This window comes from Mycobacterium talmoniae, from assembly GCF_001854525.1.
GTDB lineage: Bacteria > Actinomycetota > Actinomycetes > Mycobacteriales > Mycobacteriaceae > Mycobacterium > Mycobacterium talmoniae.
The window spans coordinates 18,087-33,409 of the sequence record NZ_MLQM01000041.1 but is presented as its reverse complement, the minus strand read 5'-3'; the positions used below and the strand labels follow the sequence as shown (position 1 = coordinate 33,409).

Below are 15,323 nucleotides of genomic sequence, written 5' to 3'. Positions count from 1 at the left end.
CGCCCCCGGCCGGCCCCGGTCCCCCCCCGACCCCCCCAGATCCGTTTCCGCCGCCGCCCCCCCCTCCCCGTCCTACGCCCGGGCGGAGGCCCCCTGCGCGGTCACCACCCCCCGCCCCGGCCCGGGGCGGCGGTTCGACGAGACCCCCGCCGGTTCGGCCGACGCCCCGCGGCGGCACGCCGCCCTGGGCGAGCCGATCCCGGGGATCGAGGTGCGGATCGGGCCGGCGTCCGATCACCACGCCGACGTGGTGGGGCGCGAGGTCGGCCACATCGAGATCCGCGGCACCTCGATGATGTCGGGTTATCTCGGGGAAGCCCCGATCGATCCCGAAACCTGGTTTCCCACCGGCGATCTGGGTTATGTCACCGATGACGGCCTGGTGGTGTGCGGGCGGGCCAAAGAGATCATTTCGGTCGCGGGCCGCAACGTCTTTCCCACCGAGATCGAACGGGTCGCCGCCGCAGTGCGCGGGGTGCGCGAGGGCGCGGTGGTGGCGGTGGGCGCCGGTGACGGCGCGGCCCGGCCCGGCCTGGTGATCACCGCCGAGTTCCGCGGCCCCGACGAAGCCGGCGCCCGCAGCGAGTTGGTGGCGCGGGTGGCCTCGGAATGCGGTGTGGTGCCCGCCGATGTGGTGTTTGTGACGCCCGGCTCGCTGCCGCGCACCTCGTCGGGCAAGCTGCGCCGGCTGGAGGTCAAACGCAACCTGGAGGCGGTGAAAGCATGAGCACCCTCGACGAGTACCGGGCCTTGCTCGACGACGTCTTCGACCAGCAGATCGTCGACTGGACCGCGGAAGCCGAAGCCACCGAACGCTTTCCGCGCAAGCTGATCGAGCACCTGGGCAGCGCCGGTGTGTTCGCGCAGAAGTGGGGGGACGGCCAGCACCCCGATGTGGCCCGGCTGGTCGCGCTGGCCTTCGCGCTGGGGCGGCTGGGGTCAGCGGGCATCGGCGTCGGGGTCAGCCTGCACGACTCGGCGATCGCGATCCTGCGCCGGTTCGGCCGATCGGAGTACCTGCGCACCATCTGCGAGCAGGCGATCCGCGGCGAGGCGGTGCTGTGCATCGGGGCCTCCGAGGAGTCCGGCGGCTCGGATCTGCAGATCGTGGAAACCGAGGTCCGCTCGGCGCGCGACGGATTCGAGATTCGCGGCGTCAAGAAGTTCGTGTCGCTGTCCCCGATCGCCGACCACATCATGGTGGTGGCGCGCAGCGTGGATCACGACGAAAACAGCCGGCACGGCAACGTCCTGGTGATCGCGGTCCCGACGTCACAGGTGCAGGTGCAGGAGCCGTACCGCAAGGTGGGCGCCGGACCGCTGGACACCGCCGCGGTGCATATCGACACCTGGGTGCCCGCCGACGCGCTGATCGCCCGTCCCGGAACGGGTCTGGCCGCGATCTCCTGGGGCCTGGCCCACGAGCGCATGTCAATCGCCGGCCAGGTCGCGGCGTCGTGCCAGGTGGTGCTCGGTGTCACCCACGCCCGGATGGTGAACCGGCGGCAGTTCGGCGCCACCCTGTTCGAGCATCAGGCGCTGCGGATGCGGGTGGCCGACCTGCAGGCCCGCGTCGACCTGTTACGGCACGGACTCAACGGGATCGCCGCCGAGGGCCGGCTGGACCTGCGCGCCGCCGCGGCGGTGAAAGTCACCGCGGCGCGGCTGGGCGAAGAGGTGCTCGCGGAGTGCATGCACATCTTCGGCGGCTCCGGCTACCTGGTCGACGAGACCCCGCTGGGCCGCTGGTGGCGCGATATGAAGCTGGCCCGGGTCGGCGGCGGCACCGACGAGGTGCTGTGGGAGCTGGTGGCCGCCGGGATGCGGCCCGACCACGCCGGCTACGACGCGCTGATCGGCGGGCGCTAGTCGGCGGGCGGCCGCGGCAGCGCGTACAGCGCCATGCGGCGGTTCGCCATCTCGTGCTCACCCAGGAAGGTGCAGCCGGCGAACTCGCACAACCGCCGCGCCGCCGTGTTGCGGTGGTCCGGGTCGAACATGATGCGGCGGCACCGCGGTTCGAGTTCGAACAGGCTGGCGGCGATGCGGGGCAGCAGCAGCGGGCCGATCCCCCGGTTGATGATCTTCAGGTCGGCGATGGCGGCGTGCAACCCCAGGTCGTACGGGTCGGCGTCGTACCGGGGCGCGATGGAATCCTTGGCCGCGCGGTAGATCTCGATGTAGCCGTGGTCCTGGCCGTTCAAGCTGCCGATGAACGGCCGCGAGTAGCTGCCGTCGAGTTGGGCGCGCAGGTAGCGGTGCCAGCGCGGCACCGGCCAGGCGTACTCCCACGCCTCCACCAGGTGGGGTCGGTTCATCCACTCGGAGATCAGCGCCGCGTCGGCGTCCGGGTCGACCAGTCGAACGGAGAACGGCGCGGCCAGCTGCGGGGTGGGCGGCGGCGGAACGTTGCGCACCTCGTCGGCGAGGCCGGTCAGTTCCCGCGGCAGGATCACTTCGGCTTCAGTCATATCGAGCGGTGAGCCTACCCGAGCAACTGAGGTTAGGGTAACCTTCCCCGCGCGGTGGGCGGGTGGTCAGCGTTTGTTCAGCAGTTTGGCCAGCACCGCGGCCTGGCTGCCGTCCACATCGCGGGTGGCGGTGACCAGGGTGACCGTGTGGCCTTTGGTCAGCTCGCGCAGTTCGGCAAACGCCGCCCGGCCCTCGTCGGTGTGCAGTTCGTCCTGGTAGCGGGTGACGAACTCGTCGAACCGCTGCGGATCGTGGTTGTACCAGCTGCGCAGTTCCTTCGACGGGGCGGCGTCCTTGAACCAGCGGCCCACCCGCGGGTCGTCCTTGCGGAACCCGCGCGGCCATACCCGGTCCACCAGGATCCGTTCGCCATCCTCGGGGCTGGGGTCGTCGTACACCCGCGCCACCCGGATTCGGGTTTTGCCGCTCATCGCGCGGCCCCTTCGACGAGGTCGCCCGCCTCGGTGAGGGGCACGGCCGTTTCCTGAAGGAGCCGGTCGATGAGCGCGTCCTCGCCGTCGAACTTCTGGTAGCTCAGCGGGTTTGACGCGCACAGCCGATGGTTGATCACCAGGCGGGAGAGCAGCAGCCGACGGGCGTCGCCGCCGGCGGCCCCGAAGTCGGCGCCCTCGATGGCCAGCAGGACCGCGGTGATGGCGTTGTACAGGCCGGTGGCCGCGGTGCGGCACTCGGCCTCACCGTCCGGGTCGGCCGCGAGCTCGACCGCGAATTCCAGGGCCCGGTCCAGGTAGCGGGCCAGCTCGGCGCGCAGACCGTCCGGCACCGCCGACGCGGCCAGCAGGGCGTGCAGGGCGGCGTGCACGGCCTCGTCGCCCTTGTTCTTCTTCACCGCGCGGGTCACGGCGTCGAGCGCGTTGATGTTGCTGGTGCCCTCCCAGATGGTGCCGAGTTGGGCGTCGCGCACCAACCGGGCGTGCACGAAATCCTCGATGTAGCCGTTGCCGCCGCGCACCTCCAGGGCCCCGGCGGCGACCTTGATGTTGTCGCGGCAGGCGCGGAACTTCAGCAGCGGGGTGATCAACCGCAGGGTGGCGTCGTCGCCGACATCCATCAGATGCGCGGCGTAGGTGACCATCGACAGGGCCTGCTCGGTGGGCACCATGATCTTCATCAACTGCCGCCGCAGCAGCGGCTTGTCGATGATCTTGCTGCCGAACGCACTCCGGCTGCGGGCCACGACCATGGCCTCGTTCAGGCAGCGGCGCATCATGGCCGCGGCGCGGGCGCCGTGCGAGATCCGACACAGGTTGACCTGCTCGATCATCTGGGCGAATCCGCGCCCCACGTCGCCGACCAGGTAGGCGGTGGCACCGTCGAGCAGCAGTTCCCCGCTGGCCATCGACCGGGTGCCCAACTTGTCCTTGAGGCGTGCGATCCGGTAGCTGTTGCGGGTGCCGTCGGGTAGCCATCTCGGCATGGCGAACAGGCCCAGCCCCCGCGTTCCCGGTCCGGCGCCGGTCGGCCGGGCCAGGATCATCACCACCTCGGCGTCGGTGTGCGAGCAGAACCATTTGTCCCCGAACAGCTTCCACTCCTCGAGCCCCAACGCGTTGCGCCCGACGGGCTCGGCGGTGGTTTCGATGGCGCCGACGTCGGAGCCGCCGGCCTTTTCCGTCATGAACTGCGCGCCCTTCCACAGGGCGGCCGGATCTTGGGACAGCATCCGCGGCAGCAGATAGCGTTGCAGCGCCGTGCTGCCGAAGCGCCCGATGATGTAGGCCGAGGTGTCGGATCCGCTGACCGGGCACAGCAGCCCGAACTCGGCTTGCCCGAACAGATATTGCAGGGCGAACTTCACGCTGGGCGGGAGCCGATCGGGCCAGTCGAGCACGCCGGCGCGGTGGGTGACGGCGTGCATGCCGAATTCCTGGTAGGCGACCGTCTCCATTTCGCGGTAGGACAGGTGGTATTCGATCCAGTCCTCGTCGCGGCCGAACTTATCGCGGGGGTGCAGGATCGGCGGGTTGCGGTCGGCCAGCCGGGCCAGCTCATCGAGCCGGCCGCCGGCCAGAGCGCCCAGCCGGTCGAAATACGGTTGCAGGTGGGTCAGCACCTCCGGCGCCAAATAGCGGGTCATCAGATCGCGAAACGCGCGGTCATGCCGCCAGAAATTGATGCCCTGCGCCTCGTTGGCGAGGTGCCCGACCGGTTGCGGCGCGCTAACCGGGGCGGATTCGACGGTGGCAGTCATTGGCCCCTCCTACTTCGCGACGTGGAGGCTTGGTTCCCACGATAGGTCCGGCGCGCCGCCGGCGACAGCGGCTCAGCGGTGGCACAGCCGCTCGACGGAAAATTTCTGCTCGAGTTCGGCGTCGGCGATCAGTTCGCCGCGGCGCAGTTCGCTGATCGTGTGATCGACGGCGGCGGCGTAGTGATCGTGCCGCGACTTGATGGTCCGGCGGGTGCGCTCGGTGATCTCCCGCTGCTTTTCCGGCTTCCCGGCGGCGTTGCGCAGGTCGGTGGTGCCGGTGGTGACGGCCTCGGCGATGTCGGTCTGCGTTTCCAAGACGACGGCGTCCAAAAACTGCATCCGTCCCAGGATGAAGTCGTCGCCGCCGCGTGCGGTGGCGTGGATCAGGCGGGACGCCACGTCCTCATCGGTGGGCCACATCTCCTTCTCCAGCAGCGCATACGGGTCATCGGGCCAGGTGCTGCCGCCGGTCGGGTTCGCGCACGGCAACGGATGGTTCTTCCACAGTCGGGACAGCTCCACCCCCGACGTGGTCGGTTCCGGCGCACTGGTCACCGCCGCCCCGCCGGTGACTCGGTCGCAGGCCACGCCGAGCATCACCAGCGCCGTCGCACACCACGCCGCCAGGGCCAGTTTCCGCCCCGCCATCGCCCCATTCTGCGTCGCCGGTGGCCGCCCCGGCGGGCAAACGGGGACCGGCCTTAGCGCGCCCCGCGCACCAGCCGGCCGGGGCGCGCGCCGGTGTCGACGCCGTCGCGGCGGGTCACCACCCCGTTGACGATGGTGGCGGTGTAGCCGGAGGCACCCTGGACCAGTCGGTGTCCGCCGGCCGGCAGGTCGTAGGCCATCCGCGGGGCGTGCAGGGTCAGCGCATCCAGGTCGATCACGTTGACGTCGGCCTTCTTGCCTACGTCGATGACGCCGCGGTCGGTCAGACCGAACAGCTGGGCGGTGTCGTGGGCCTGTTTGCGGATGACGTACTCCAGCGGCAGCCGCGGCCCGCGGTGGCGATCGCGCGCCCAGTGGGTGAGCAAGAAGGTGGGATAGGACGCGTCGCAGATCATGCTGCAGTGCGCGCCGCCGTCCGACAGTCCCAGCACCCCGGCCGGGTGGGTCAACATTTCCCGGATCGCGTCGTGGTTGCCCTCGGCATAGTTGAACAGCGGCAGCATCAGCATCGCGCCGGCGTCGGCCTCCAGCATCAGGTCATACATCGTGGCCAGGGTGTCCTCGCCGCGCTCCCGGGCGATCGCGGCCACCGTGCGTTCACCGGTGGGCTCGTAGTCGGGCGGCTCCCCCAGCGCGTAGAGGCGATCCGCGGAGTGCTGCGCGAAGGCGAACATGCCGTCGAAGAGCACGGTGGGATCGATCGGCAGGTCGTCCTCGGCCAGGATGGCCGCGCGCACCGCGGGATCGGCCAGCCGGGCGGCCAGTTCGTCGCGGCCGCACTCGGCTTTGAGCCGCTGATAGGTCGGGCGGTGCGCGAACGCGTGGTGGCCGGGGAACCCCAGCAGCATCCCGAACGGGCGGGCCGCGACCTGCGGATGCAGCCGGCTGCCCGCGTCGTGGGCGGCCGCGGAGAGGTCGAGCTGCTCGCGCCACAGGTTCGGGTCGGCGTCGACCTGAATCAGGGCGAAGCTGAGCGCGCAGTCGATTTCGGCGCCGAGGCGCCGCATCCACTCCAATTCCTTCTTCGGTGCCACGATGTCTTCACCGGCCGCGCCTTGCGGCGCCAGCTCGAACACGGCGCCGCCGCCGGCGGCCATGGCGCGCCCCAGCGCGAACAGTTCGTCTTCGGCCGCGAACGTGCCCGGCACCGGTTCGCCGTCCATGGCGCGGTGCGCGAGCGTGCGCGACGACGAAAACCCCAGCGCCCCAGCCTCGATCGCGGCGCGCACCAAGCGGGACATCGCCGCGATGTCGTCCGGGGTGGCCGGCTCGTTGCGGGCGCCGCGCTCCCCCATCGCGTAGGCGCGCACCGTGCCGTGCGCGATCTGGCTGCCGACGTCGACGGCCAGCTCGCGGTTGCCGATCACGTCGAGGTAGTCCGCGTAGCTCTCCCAGCCCCAGGTAATGCCCTCGGTCAGCGCGGTGCCCGGGATGTCTTCCACACCCTCCATCAGCTCGATGAGCCACTGCTCACGCCCGGGTCGCACCGGCGCAAACCCGACACCGCAGTTGCCCATCACGACCGTGGTCACGCCGTGGGTGCTGGACGGCTCCAACACGTCGTCCCAGCTGACCTGCCCGTCGTAGTGGGTGTGGATGTCCACGAAGCCCGGCGCGACGATCTTGCCGGTGGCGTCGATGGTCTCGGCGGCCGCGCCGTCGAGCGGCGGGTCGCTGGGCCCGCGCCGGTGGACCGCCACGATCTTGCCGTCCTTAACGGCCACGTCGGCGTCGAAGCGGTCCGCGCCCGTTCCGTCCACGACGGTGCCCCCGGTGATCTTCAGATCGAACACGATTTCTCCTCATCCAGCCCTATCCGCCGCTACAGTGGCGAATGTAACACCGTTACAGAGATGAGCGCAGGGAGTTCGGGAGATGACGCCTCAGCCGACCGGCAGTTCCGGTAAGCGCCACGAGGCCGTCAGCGCCGAGGCGGTCCTGGACGTTGCGGGCCGGCTGATCGAACAGCACGGGGTGGAGGCCTTCACCATGCGCGGGCTGGCCGACCAACTCGGGGTGGCGGTGACCTCGATCTATTGGCATGTCGGCGGCAAAGACGCCCTCTTCGATCGCCTGGTGGACCGGTTGCTGAGCCAGATGGCGAACCTGCCCGTGGCGGGCGACACCGCGGTGCAGCGCATCGCGTCGCTGGCCCGCGCCCAGCGCGCGGCGCTGATCGAGCGGCAGCACCTGCTGCGCATCGCCCACGAACGCGATCGGACGCCGACGTTGTTCCTGCCGATCCAGCAGACGCTGGCCGCCCAGCTGGCCGAGCTGGGGGTGACCGGCGCGAAGGCCGCGCTGGTGCTGCGCGCGGTGCAGGTGCACGTCATCTCCTCGGCGGTGATGCAGTTTTCGGCGGTGCGCGGCGCCAAACACGACGAGGAAGATCCGGCGCTGTGGACCGACGACTGGCCCGACCGGGAACTCGTCGCCGCCCTGCAGTCCCCCACCGACTACGACGCGGTGTTCGAGTACGGGCTGGCGGCGCTGCTGGCGCCGCTCCCGCGGGGCGGCGAATGACGCCGTCGTGGTGTTGACCTAGCGTGGGGGGTGTAGCTGTGCGCGTTCGCGTCTAACGAAGGGGAGGTCGGTTTGAAAACCAACATGTTCGGCAACACGGGCCTTGAGGTTTCGCGGTTAGCCTTCGGCACCTGGGCCTACGGCGGAGACTGGGGGCGTTTCGATGAGGACGCCGCGATCACGATGATCCGCCGGGCCCGCGAACTCGGGTTCAACTTCTTCGACACCGCACAGCAATACGGCTTCGGGGAATCCGAACGCATCCTCGGTAAGGCCCTGCGCGACGACCTCACCCGAAACCGGGACGAGGTGGTGATCGCCACCAAGGGCGGGCTGCGGCCGACCGCGGACGGGCTGGTCCGCGACGCCAGCCCGGAATGGCTGCGACGCGGCGTCGACTCGAGCCTCAACGCGCTCGGCGTCGATCACATCGACTTCTACCTGGTGCACTGGCCGGACCCCACGGTTCCGGCCGCCGAAACCGCCGGGGCGTTAAAGGAACTCGTCGCGGCGGGCAAAATCCGGCACGTGGGCGTGTCCAACTACGACACCAAGCAAATCGAGGAATTCTCCGCCACGCTGCCGGTGGAAGCCGTGCAGCCGCCGTATCACCTGTTTCGCCGCGACATCGAGGACGAGTTGCTGCCGTATTGCCGGGCGCACAACATCGGCGTGTTCGTGTACGGACCGTTAGCGCACGGCTTGTTGACCGGAACCATCCACCCGGACACCACCTTCGCCGACAACGACTGGCGCAGCAAGAGCGACGTCTTCCGCGGTGACGGCTTCAAAGGCAACCTGGTGGTCGTTGACCAGCTGTCCCGGTTGGCCGCCGACCTGGGGGTCACGATCAGCCAGCTGGCGATCGCCTGGACGCTGGCCCAACCCGGGGTGAATGTCGCCATCGTCGGTGCGCAGCATCTCGGCTATCTGCAAGACAGCGCCGGCGCGGCCGACGTGTCACTGTCCGAGGCCGACCTCGCCGCCATCGAGGAGATCATGGCCGCGGCGACTCCGGTCGGTGGGCCGACGCCGGAAATGTCGCGGGAAGCGGGTTAGCCGAACAGCACGGATAGCTGAATACAGACAGGCCAGGGCCGGCGGCCCTGGCCTGTCTGTATTCGGTGGAGCTGCCGGGAATCGAACCCGGGTCCTACGGCATTCCCTCAAGGCTTCTCCGTGCGCAGTTCGCTGTGCCTCTACTCGGACCTCCCGGTCACGCGAACCAGCCGAGATGACGATCCCAGTCGCTGTGGTTGTCCCGTTACGTCCCGCGACCGGACGTAACGGTGGATCCCTCTAGCTGATGCCAGGGTCCGGGCCGAGGGCGCTCCCGGTCTGACAGACCAGCCGTCGCTTAGGCAGCGAGGGCGTAGTCGCGCTGATGAGAATCGGCGCTTAATTGGTTGCAACGACGCTTACGGTGGTCTCTTGCCTGCACCGGCACGCTTCCCTTGATTCGATGCGCGAAGTCGAAACCGTTCAGCCCCTCGCATCCCCGCCGACCTTCGGCAGGACTATTCATGGTACGCGGTCTGCAACGAGATGCCAGCGCATTATCTTCCCGCGTCGATGGCCGTTCAGTGTGCATCCAGGGCGGTCGGCATGTTGGGTGTGCGTTCAGGGCGGCGAGACGCCGCGCAGCCCCGCCCTGGACGCACAATCAACGCCGTCAGCGCACACTCAACCGGGCAGGCCGACCGGTCGTCGCCGAGCGTGCATCCATGGCGGGATTTCGCCGGATTTTCCGCCACAGGCGCACACTCGGCGACGAAGGGCGGCAGAGGCGCCGCAAAAGCGTCACCGGATGGTGATCATCGCCACCGCGATCATCGCCAGCACCATGCCCACCACCTGCCAGCGGTGCACCCGCTCCCGCAGCACCACGATCGCCAGCACCACCGTCGCGGCCGGGTACAGCGCGATCAGCACGCTGGCCAGCGACAGCAGGGCAACGTGCAACGCCAGCAGCATGGTGACGTTGGCGACGGTGTCGAGCAGTGCGGCCAGCAGCGCCAACCGCAGCGGGGTGCCGGACGGGATCTGCAGGTTGCGGCTGACCGCGGCCACCACGACCACCATCACCGACGCCGCCGCCCGCGCGAACAGCAGCGGCCATAGCCGCGACTCCATCGGGGTCTGGTCGATGAACACGAAATTCAACCCGAGCGCCAACCCGGAACCGATCGTCAGCCACGCCACCTTCCGGGTGAACCGGTGCGGTTTGACGTCCTCGTCGGTGGCTTCCCGGCTGATCAGCACCACCGAGACCAGCGCCAGCACGATGCCGGCGGTGGCCAGCGGCCCCGGCCGCTCCCCCAACGCCACACCGACCCCGACGGGCACGGCCGCATCGACCACCGCCGACAGCGGGGAGACCACCGCGATCGGGCCCGAGCCCAGCGCCGCATAGAACCACCAGATGCCCAGTGCCTGGCTGATCCCGCCCAGCGCGCCCCAGATCACCGCCTCGGCGGTGATCGGTCCGCCCTCGACAACAGCCAGCACCCCCAGCAGCACCATCGCGACCGGGGTGGACACCAGCACCACCCGCAGCGCCACCACGCGCCGCGAGGCGAGTCCCCCGACGAAGTCGCTGACACCGAAGTTGGCCGCCGACACCAGCGCCAACGCCGGCCCAGCGGGTGCGCCGATCAGGACATGCCCTTGACGCGTCGACCCATCGCGCGGGTGATCTCCCGCTGGGCATCCCGGCGGGCCAGGTCCTGGCGCTTGTCGTGGGCCTGCTTACCGCGGGCCAGCGCCAACTCCACTTTGACCTTGCCGTGCAGGAAATACACCGACAGCGGAACCAGGGTCAGGTTGCCGTCGCGCAGTTTGCCCACCAGCACGTCGATCTGGCGGCGATGCAGCAGCAGCTTGCGGTTGCGCCGCGGCGCATGGTTGGTCCAGGTGCCGTGGTGGTACTCCGGAATGTGCATGTTGCGCAACCACACTTCGCCATCGTCCACGGTGGCGAACGCATCGACCAGGGAGGCGTGACCTTCCCGCAAGCTTTTCACCTCGGTTCCGACCAACGCCACACCAGCTTCGAACACCTCCACAATGGCATAGTCGTGCCGCGCCTTGCGATTGGTGGCCACCACCTGTTTGCCGGAAGTCTTTTCGCCGCTGGACTTTTTGGCCATTTGGCTACCGCCGTACGTAGAGACGCAGCGTCACATACGCGGTCACCCCGGCCATCGCCGCCCCGACCAGCAGCAGCCAGGGTGAAATGTAGAGGATGTCAAGGTATCCAATCGGGGCGAGCAAATTGGCCTTGTAGAACTGGCTCAACGCCTTGTCGAGGAACAACGCCCGCACCAACACCAGCCCGAAGATCGCGATGATGACACCGGCGGTGGCCGCCACCATCGCCTCGACCAGGAACGGCAGCTGGGTGTACCAGCGGGTGGCGCCGACCAGCCGCATGATGCCGACCTCGGTGCGCCGGGTGTAGGCCGCGACCTGAACCATGTTGGCGATCAACAGGATCGCACCGATCGCCTGCACCAGCGCCACCGCGAACGCGGCGCTGCTCAAGCCGTCCAGCACCGCGAACAACCGGTCGATCAGCTCCTTTTGGTTGAGCACCCGGTCCACCCCGGGCTGACCCTGCATGGCGGCGTCGAACTCTTGATGCTGCTCGGGGTGTTCCAGCTTGACGATGAACGACGACGGGAAGGTGTCCTTGCTGGCCACGTCTTTGAACTGCGGGAACTTGCGGATCGCGTCCTGGTAGGCGTCTTCGCTGTTGAGGTAGCGCACCGATTTCACGTCGGCCCGCGACTCGATCTTTTCGCGCAGCGCCTTACACGGGTCGGCGTCGCAGGTCGGGTCGTTGGCCGAGACGTCGGCCTGTAAGAACACCTGCGACTCAACCCGGTCCAGGTAGATGGCGCGGGAGTTGTCGGCCAGCCGGATCACCAGCAGCCCGCCGCCGAACAGGCCGATCGAGATGGCGGTGGTCAGGATCATCGCGATCGTCATGGTGACATTGCGACGAAGACCGGTGATGACTTCGTTGAGCAGGAAGCTGAAACGCACTTACCGATCCATTCCGTAGACGCCGCGCTGCTCATCTCGCACCAGCCTGCCCAACGACAGTTCCACCACCCGTTGTCGCATCGCGTCGACGATGTGGTGGTCATGGGTGGCCATCAGCACGGTGGTCCCGGTCCGGTTGATGCGTTCCAGCAGGTCCATGATGTCCTTGCTGGTCTCCGGGTCCAAGTTTCCGGTGGGCTCATCGGCCAACAGCACCAGCGGCCGGTTGACGAAGGCCCGCGCGATCGCGACCCGCTGCTGTTCCCCGCCGGACAGTTCGGCGGGCATCCGGTTGGCTTTGCCCGACAGCCCGACCATCTCCAGCACGTCGGGCACCACCCGGTTGATCATCTCGGGTTTTTTGCCGATCACCTCGAGCGCGAAGGCGACGTTGGCGAACACCGTTTTCTGCTGCAGCAGCCGGAAATCCTGGAACACGCAGCCGATCACCTGCCGCAGCCGCGGGATGTGGCGGCCGGACAGCTTGTTGACGTGGAACTTCGAGACCCGCACGTCGCCGCTGGTGGGGGTTTCGGCACCCAACAGCAGTCGCATGAAGGTCGACTTGCCCGAGCCGGACGGCCCGATGAGGAAGACGAACTCACCCTTGTCGATTTTGACGTTGACGTTGTCCAGCGCTGGACGCGCCGACGACTTGTACTGCTTACTGACATGGTCGAGGGTGATCATCACGGCACGCAGTGTAGCTGTGTGTTTCCTCGAAGCTGGTCAGGCTACCTCGGGGGTGGCGTGGTGGTGACCGTCGGCGGGGCAGGCGTCGGCGATTGCCCGGGAGCCGGACTGGGCGACTCGCCCGGCGGCGCCGGTTCCGAGGGGGACGGCGGGCAAAACGGCGGACAGAACGGCGGCGGCGGGGGCTCGCTGGACGTCGTCGGCGGCGCCGTGGTGGTCGGCGTCACGGTTTCGGTCACCGTCGGCGGTCGCACCGTCTCGGTGACCGTCGCCGGCGGCTGCTGCAACCGGCTGCGCGGCACCCACGTGTAGTTGGGGTCCGGCACGAAACCCGGCGGCACCACCTGCGGCGCCGGGACGGGTTTCGGCGGCGGCTGATACGCGTCGTACACCCACCACACCAGGAAAAACGCGACGATCAGCACCACGGTGGAGGTGCGCACGTGGCCGCCGAACAGGTAGGCCGGCCAGCCGCGTTCCCCGTCGGCGTTCTTCTTCAGCTTCGGCAACGTGACCTTCACCACGTTTACCCCGGCCCCTGCGTTTTGTCGGCGGCGGCCGTGGCCGGATGGGCGATCGCCTCCACGGTGGGGGTCACCCCGCCGGCGGTCACCACGCCGACCCGGGCCAGCGCCCGGACCACTTGCACGCGCAGCCGCCGCCCGACCTCGAATTGTTTGCCGGGCAGCGTGCGGGCCACCATCCGCAGGTTGACCGTGTCGACCTCGATGCTTTCCACACCCATCAGGGCCGGCTTGTCCAGCAGCAGGTCCCGCAGCGCGTCCTCGTCCCTCGCGTGCTCGCAGACCTGATGCAGCACGTCGTTGACCTGGCTGAGGTCCGCGGTGGTCGGGACCGGGATGTCGACGACCGCGCGCGCCCAATCCTTGGACAGGTTCAGCGAGCGGACGATGTTGCCGTTGGGGATGCTGTACACCTCGCCGTCGGGGGTGCGCAGCTTGGTCACCCGCAGCGTGACCTCTTCGACCGTCCCGAGCGCCTCGGTCGGTGCGCCCACCATGCTCAGCTGCACCAGATCGCCGAAGCCGTACTGCTTCTCGGTGATGATGAAGAACCCGGCGAGCAGGTCTTGAACCAGTTTTTGGGCGCCGAAGCCCAACGCGCCGCCCAGCACCGCGGCCGGCCCCACCAACGACCCCACCGAGATGTTGACGATGTCGGTGATCTGGACGGCGACCATGACGCCGAGCAGCACCAGTGCGACCCAGGAAATCACCGACGCGACCGCTTGGCGATGCTTGGAGGCCTCCGAACGCACCAGGGCGTCCCCGGTCTGGAACCCCTCTTCGAGGCGCCGGGTGATCTTCTGCGCCGACCAGGTGATGAACCGGGCGACCAGCACCGCCCCGATCAGCAGCAGGACGATCCGTAAGCCCTTGGCGATGATCCATTCGCCGATGTCACCGCGCCAGAAGTCGTGCCAGCGCTGCGCCAGCGAGAGGGCAAGAACGCTGGTGTCAGTCGTCATCGCGCCTGTTGCGCCACCGGATCCCGGCTTCCAGGAAGCCGTCGATGTCGCCGTCCAGCACGGCCGCCGGGTTGCCGACCTCGTACTCGGTGCGCAGGTCCTTGACCATCTGGTACGGGTGCAACACGTAGGAGCGCATCTGGTTGCCCCACGAGCTGCCGCCGTCGCCCTTGAGCGCGTCGAGCTCGGCGCGTTCCTCTAACCGCTTGCGTTCCAGCAGCTTTGCCTGCAGCACCCGCATGGCGGCGACCTTGTTCTGCAGCTGGGACTTCTCGTTTTGGCAGGTGACGACGATGCCGGTGGGAATGTGGGTCAGCCGCACCGCCGAGTCGGTGGTGTTGACCGACTGGCCGCCGGGCCCGCTGGAGCGGTAGACGTCGACGCGGACGTCGCCCTCCGGGATGTCGATGTGGTCGGTGGTCTCCACCACCGGCAGCACCTCGACCTCGGCGAACGAGGTCTGACGGCGGCTCTGGTTGTCGAACGGGCTGATCCGCACCAGCCGGTGGGTGCCCTGCTCGACGGACAGGGTGCCGTACCCGAACGGGGCGTGCACGGCGAACGTCGCGCTTTTGATCCCGGCCTCTTCCGCGTAGGAGGTGTCGAACACCTCGACGGGATACTTGTGCTGCTCGGCCCACCGGATGTACATCCGCATCAGCATCTCGGCCCAGTCGGCGGCGTCCACCCCGCCGGCCCCGGACCGGATGGTGACCAGCGCCTCGCGCTCGTCGTATTCCCCGGACAGCAGCGTGCGGACCTCCATGGCCTCGATGTCGGCGCGCAGTGCCTTGAGTTCGGCGTCGGCGTCGGCGAGCTCGTCCGCGCCGCCGTCTTCGGTGGCGAGTTCGTAGAGCACCGGCAGGTCGTCGAGGCGGCGGCGCAGGTCCTCGACGCGGCGCAGCTCACCCTGGGCGTGGGACAACTCGCTGGTCACCCGCTGCGCGTTGGCCTGGTCGTCCCACAGGTTCGGGTCGGACGCCTCGTGTTCGAGTTTCTCGATGCGACCGCGCAGACCGTCGACGTCGAGCACCCGCTCCACCGTGGTCAAGGTGGTGTCGAGGGCGGCGATGTCGGCTTGACGATCAGGTTCCACGTTTATTCAGGTTACCGGCGGCGGCCGGGTGGGTGCGTTTAGCATCGGGGGCGACCCACGATGCCCGTGCGATGACGACGTAACAGCCCCTTGCGCGCACCCGGGCACGAAAGAAGGTTCGA

At 68.7% G+C, this 15,323-nt stretch carries 15 protein-coding genes, 1 other RNA gene and 1 pseudogene; 4 read left to right on the top strand and 13 right to left on the bottom strand.

Annotated elements, in window-relative coordinates; all coding sequences use genetic code 11:
- Positions 1–727 (top strand): annotated as a pseudogene (locus BKN37_RS10285) (AMP-binding protein); the annotation flags it as partial.
- Positions 724–1,869 (top strand): mycobactin biosynthesis acyl-ACP dehydrogenase MbtN, encoded by a 1,146-nt coding sequence (mbtN, locus tag BKN37_RS10280; RefSeq protein ID WP_071025151.1) that lies wholly within the window; start codon positions 724–726, stop codon positions 1,867–1,869. The pseudogene BKN37_RS10285 and the gene mbtN, both read left to right, overlap by 4 nt.
- Here the strand turns inward: mbtN and BKN37_RS10275 are convergent.
- From BKN37_RS10275 to BKN37_RS10255, 5 genes are all read right to left on the bottom strand, one after another.
- Positions 1,866–2,471, bottom strand: a complete 606-nt coding sequence (locus tag BKN37_RS10275) for a GNAT family N-acetyltransferase (RefSeq protein ID WP_071025150.1) — start codon at positions 2,469–2,471, stop codon at positions 1,866–1,868. The genes mbtN and BKN37_RS10275 overlap by 4 nt on opposite strands.
- Positions 2,472–2,537: 66 nt before the next feature.
- Positions 2,538–2,903 (bottom strand): DUF488 domain-containing protein, encoded by a 366-nt coding sequence (locus tag BKN37_RS10270; RefSeq protein ID WP_071025149.1) that lies wholly within the window; start codon positions 2,901–2,903, stop codon positions 2,538–2,540.
- Positions 2,900–4,684: an acyl-CoA dehydrogenase family protein gene (locus tag BKN37_RS10265; protein WP_071025148.1), complete on the bottom strand. Its 1,785-nt coding sequence runs from the start codon at positions 4,682–4,684 to the stop codon at positions 2,900–2,902. Before BKN37_RS10265 ends, BKN37_RS10270 begins: the two co-directional genes overlap by 4 nt.
- Before the next feature lie 72 nt (positions 4,685–4,756).
- Positions 4,757–5,332, bottom strand: a complete 576-nt coding sequence (locus tag BKN37_RS10260; protein WP_071025145.1) for a hypothetical protein — start codon at positions 5,330–5,332, stop codon at positions 4,757–4,759.
- Positions 5,333–5,385: 53 nt separating this feature from the next.
- On the bottom strand, positions 5,386–7,146 hold the full coding sequence (locus BKN37_RS10255) for an N-acyl-D-amino-acid deacylase family protein (RefSeq protein WP_071025142.1): 1,761 nt from the start codon (positions 7,144–7,146) through the stop codon (positions 5,386–5,388).
- Between the two features lie 82 nt (positions 7,147–7,228).
- On the opposite strand from BKN37_RS10255, the gene BKN37_RS10250 reads away from it, so the two are divergent.
- Together BKN37_RS10250 and BKN37_RS10245 are read left to right on the top strand one after the other, a co-directional pair.
- Positions 7,229–7,876 carry a TetR/AcrR family transcriptional regulator gene (locus BKN37_RS10250; protein ID WP_071025139.1) on the top strand — a complete coding sequence of 216 codons (648 nt, stop codon included), beginning with the start codon at positions 7,229–7,231 and terminating at the stop codon, positions 7,874–7,876.
- A gap of 72 nt (positions 7,877–7,948) precedes the next feature.
- A complete protein-coding gene (locus BKN37_RS10245) occupies positions 7,949–8,935 on the top strand; it encodes an aldo/keto reductase (RefSeq protein WP_071025136.1) in 987 nt (328 codons plus the stop codon).
- A gap of 63 nt (positions 8,936–8,998) precedes the next feature.
- On the opposite strand, the gene ssrA is transcribed toward BKN37_RS10245, so the two are convergent.
- The 8 genes from ssrA to prfB all read right to left on the bottom strand — a co-directional run bounded on the left by ssrA (position 8,999) and on the right by prfB (position 15,201).
- Positions 8,999–9,366: a transfer-messenger RNA gene (ssrA, locus tag BKN37_RS10240) on the bottom strand.
- Between the two features lie 310 nt (positions 9,367–9,676).
- Complete coding sequence (locus BKN37_RS10235) at positions 9,677–10,534, bottom strand: DMT family transporter (protein ID WP_071025133.1); 858 nt, start codon at positions 10,532–10,534, stop codon at positions 9,677–9,679.
- Positions 10,531–11,025, bottom strand: coding sequence for an SsrA-binding protein SmpB (smpB, locus tag BKN37_RS10230; protein WP_071025131.1), 495 nt, complete (start codon positions 11,023–11,025; stop codon positions 10,531–10,533). Before smpB ends, BKN37_RS10235 begins: the two co-directional genes overlap by 4 nt.
- 4 nt (positions 11,026–11,029) lie before the next feature.
- The gene (ftsX, locus tag BKN37_RS10225) at positions 11,030–11,923 is read right to left on the bottom strand and encodes a permease-like cell division protein FtsX (RefSeq protein WP_071025129.1); all 894 of its coding nucleotides are present in this window, start codon (positions 11,921–11,923) and stop codon (positions 11,030–11,032) included.
- Positions 11,924–12,613: a cell division ATP-binding protein FtsE gene (gene ftsE, locus BKN37_RS10220; protein WP_071025126.1), complete on the bottom strand. Its 690-nt coding sequence runs from the start codon at positions 12,611–12,613 to the stop codon at positions 11,924–11,926.
- 44 nt (positions 12,614–12,657) lie between these two features.
- Positions 12,658–13,137 (bottom strand): Rv3103c family proline-rich protein, encoded by a 480-nt coding sequence (locus BKN37_RS10215; RefSeq protein WP_071025160.1) that lies wholly within the window; start codon positions 13,135–13,137, stop codon positions 12,658–12,660.
- A gap of 5 nt (positions 13,138–13,142) precedes the next feature.
- Entirely contained in the window at positions 13,143–14,105 is a 963-nt protein-coding gene (locus BKN37_RS10210; RefSeq protein ID WP_071025124.1) for a mechanosensitive ion channel family protein, read from the bottom strand.
- Positions 14,095–15,201 (bottom strand): peptide chain release factor 2, encoded by a 1,107-nt coding sequence (gene prfB / locus BKN37_RS10205; protein WP_071025122.1) that lies wholly within the window; start codon positions 15,199–15,201, stop codon positions 14,095–14,097. Before prfB ends, BKN37_RS10210 begins: the two co-directional genes overlap by 11 nt.
- Positions 15,202–15,323: the final 122 nt, after the last annotated feature.

Bases quoted from the DNA above. Each gene is read 5' to 3' on its own strand.
- mbtN (WP_071025151.1), top strand. From the start codon at position 724: ATGAGCACCCTCGACGAGTACCGGGCCTTGCTCGACGACGTCTTCGAC.
- BKN37_RS10275 (WP_071025150.1), bottom strand. From the start codon at position 2,471: ATGACTGAAGCCGAAGTGATCCTGCCGCGGGAACTGACCGGCCTCGCC.
- BKN37_RS10270 (WP_071025149.1), bottom strand. From the start codon at position 2,903: ATGAGCGGCAAAACCCGAATCCGGGTGGCGCGGGTGTACGACGACCCC.
- BKN37_RS10265 (WP_071025148.1), bottom strand. From the start codon at position 4,684: ATGACTGCCACCGTCGAATCCGCCCCGGTTAGCGCGCCGCAACCGGTC.
- BKN37_RS10260 (WP_071025145.1), bottom strand. From the start codon at position 5,332: ATGGCGGGGCGGAAACTGGCCCTGGCGGCGTGGTGTGCGACGGCGCTG.
- BKN37_RS10250 (WP_071025139.1), top strand. From the start codon at position 7,229: ATGACGCCTCAGCCGACCGGCAGTTCCGGTAAGCGCCACGAGGCCGTC.
- smpB (WP_071025131.1), bottom strand. From the start codon at position 11,025: ATGGCCAAAAAGTCCAGCGGCGAAAAGACTTCCGGCAAACAGGTGGTG.
- ftsE (WP_071025126.1), bottom strand. From the start codon at position 12,613: ATGATCACCCTCGACCATGTCAGTAAGCAGTACAAGTCGTCGGCGCGT.
- BKN37_RS10210 (WP_071025124.1), bottom strand. From the start codon at position 14,105: ATGACGACTGACACCAGCGTTCTTGCCCTCTCGCTGGCGCAGCGCTGG.